Here is a 2,542-nt window from a genome sequence, read left to right as displayed (position 1 = left end):
TTCTTGTTCATTAAGTCACCTGTTTTGTGTTGAGGTGAGAATATCACCTTTAATCAGGTGGCCAAATTTACTGTGCCACTACAAGCCGCCTTATATTCACCAGCAGGTTTTTCATCAGTGAAACGGCGCGTCCCACAGAGAGAATTTCAATAAACAGGTTAAGGTCGTTTTGTTTCAGGTAGTTCAGGAAGTCTGGCTCACTGAGACTTTCCCCTGCCTCCTCGTAAAAGCAGGCAATCGCTTCCATGTTATTCATGTAGGTGCTGATTGCGGCGTACTCGTGTCCTTCCATCTGTTCAAGGATGACCCTGACAGACTGCATCCGGTCGGTCAGTTTCGCATGTATGTCTGCATATTTAGCCTGACGGGGATTTATTTCACTCATTATTACTGTCGCCTGTAAATAACCGGCACAGTGCGAACACCATGCCGGGAGATTATGGCTGACAAAACGGGAACGACAGGATCCCGCTGTTGTCGGGGGTCAGAAGGTTTCCCAGTTCTCGCTGGCGTGTTGTTCCGTTTCACGAACGGACTTTACCGCTTTAACCTTACTCTGCGGGCTGGTGTTGCTGATTGTCGGTACTATGGTATTTTTTCGTTCAGCATCGCGTTTTTTATTATCACGGAGACGAAATACGCTCACCTTCTCCTGCAGAATCCATGACTGATTCTGCAACGAAGCGGCAGTGGCTGCAGACTGTTCCACCAGAGCTGCATTTTGTTGGGTGGTGCTGTCTATCTGGCCCATGGCGCTGTTAATCTGGGCAATACCATCTCCCTGCTCACGACTGGCCTTGGCTATTTCGTCAATCAGCCCTTCCATGCTCTGGACGTTACTGATGATATCCTCCATTCCCCTGTCTGCTTTTTCAACCAGGGTACGGCCGGATGCAATGCGGGAAACGGAGTCATCAATGAGCTCTTTTATTTCCCGCGCGGCAGAAGCACTGCGCTGAGCCAGATTACGAACCTCTCCGGCCACAACCGCAAATCCACGGCCGGACTCGCCGGCGCGTGCGGCTTCCACGGCAGCATTAAGCGCGAGAATGTTGGTCTGGAAGGCAATCCCGTCGATGACCTGGATGATGGCTGTCATTTCAGACGAGGTGTCGTAAATCTCCTGTATCCGGGAAGACACCTCACTCATGACCACTCCATTCTGTTTCACAATGGCCGTTGTTTCTGTCACAAACTGGTAAACCTGTGCTGTATTGCCGGCAGTATTGTTTATGGTGGCCGTCAGTTGTTCCAGAGTGGCCGCCGTCTGTTCCACACCGGCAGCCTGCTCTTCGGTGCGGGCTGACAGGTCTGTATTACCACTGCTGATTTCTGCTGCAGTCAGCGCAATATTGTCCGCTCCCTGACGTACTTCCCGGACGGTGTTACTCAGACTCCCGCACATATCACGCAGTGCCTGCATCAGTTGCCCCAACTGGTCCTGTGAGTCCACTTTAATCTCCACACACAGGTTACCTTCCGCCACTTCCCGGGCAATCCGGACGGCTGAAATCAACGGACTGGTAATGCTTCTGGTGATCAGCCATGCCAGCACACCTCCCAGAAGAAGCGCCATACACCCAGTGATGATCAGTGTCAGTATGGCTGCCGTACCATGATCATCGATAACTTCACCCGCTTTATCTATGCTTGTTCTTTCGTATTCCACCAGTGCCTGCAGACTGGCAATGTAGTCATTTATGATCGGTAACTGCTGTGACCGAATGAAGTTGTTCAGGGCTTCACGGTCCCCCTGCTCACTGATCTGAAGAGCTTTTACCTGGGTATCTGCATACACCTGACGCTTTTCACCAATGGTTTTCAGCAGCTTAATACCCTGCTCTGAAGTAAGCTCCCTGTTAAATTTATCCTGCAGTATATCCACGCGAGCAGAGTTTTTCTTTATCCGCTGCTGTGCATATGTCCTGATATCCGGGTCCCCCGACGTCAGCAGAACCAGTCCAAGCGCACCGTTTGATTCAATAGCGGTCTGCCATTCATTCGCCATACGCTCCTGCAGAAGATAATAATCCATCACGCGATCGGTGGAAGTGAGCATAGAGTTCAGGTACCCCACTCCGGTCACTGTCATGATCATGACAAGAACCAGAATTAGGCTGAAGCTGCCAGCCAGCCTGATACCCACACTAAAGTCTTTGATTTTCATTTTATTACCCGTGAATGAAGCTGGTTATTTCGGACCCCGGTGTCCCTGACAAATAACTGGTGCCTCCAGACTTATTTATGAGGAATCATATTTTGATTAACGAGATCTGTTATCGGTGTCAGTGTGCCTGAATGGAGTGTGTCAGACACGACCATTTAATACCCCGAAGCGTCCTGCCAAAAAAGACCAGACGGTGAGGGCTGGTCTGAAATCTGACAATGTCTATGGGGTCTACCGTTGCGTAGAGGGCTGTCACAACGTTAATAAGATTATCGGCAACAGTCCGGTAAACTTTAACGGCACTGTTGCAAATAGTCGGTGGTGATAAACTTATCATCCCCTTTTGCTGATGGAGCTGCACATGAACCCATTCAA

The 2,542-nt window shown here is 50.0% G+C and carries 2 protein-coding genes; both read right to left on the bottom strand.

The features are described 5' to 3' along the window. Window positions 1-67: 67 nt before the first annotated feature. Window positions 68-385: a hypothetical protein gene (locus OGX94_RS02925; protein WP_023157295.1), complete on the bottom strand. Its 318-nt coding sequence runs from the start codon at window positions 383-385 to the stop codon at window positions 68-70. Window positions 386-484: 99 nt separating this feature from the next. Next, complete coding sequence (locus OGX94_RS02920) at window positions 485-2,167, bottom strand: methyl-accepting chemotaxis protein (protein ID WP_286568667.1); 1,683 nt, start codon at window positions 2,165-2,167, stop codon at window positions 485-487. Window positions 2,168-2,542 lie beyond the last annotated feature (375 nt).

It is taken from the genome of Citrobacter sp. Cpo037 (genome assembly GCF_030332945.1).
Classification (GTDB): domain Bacteria; phylum Pseudomonadota; class Gammaproteobacteria; order Enterobacterales; family Enterobacteriaceae; genus Citrobacter; species Citrobacter portucalensis.
This window is presented reverse-complemented; position numbering and strand designations above follow the sequence as displayed.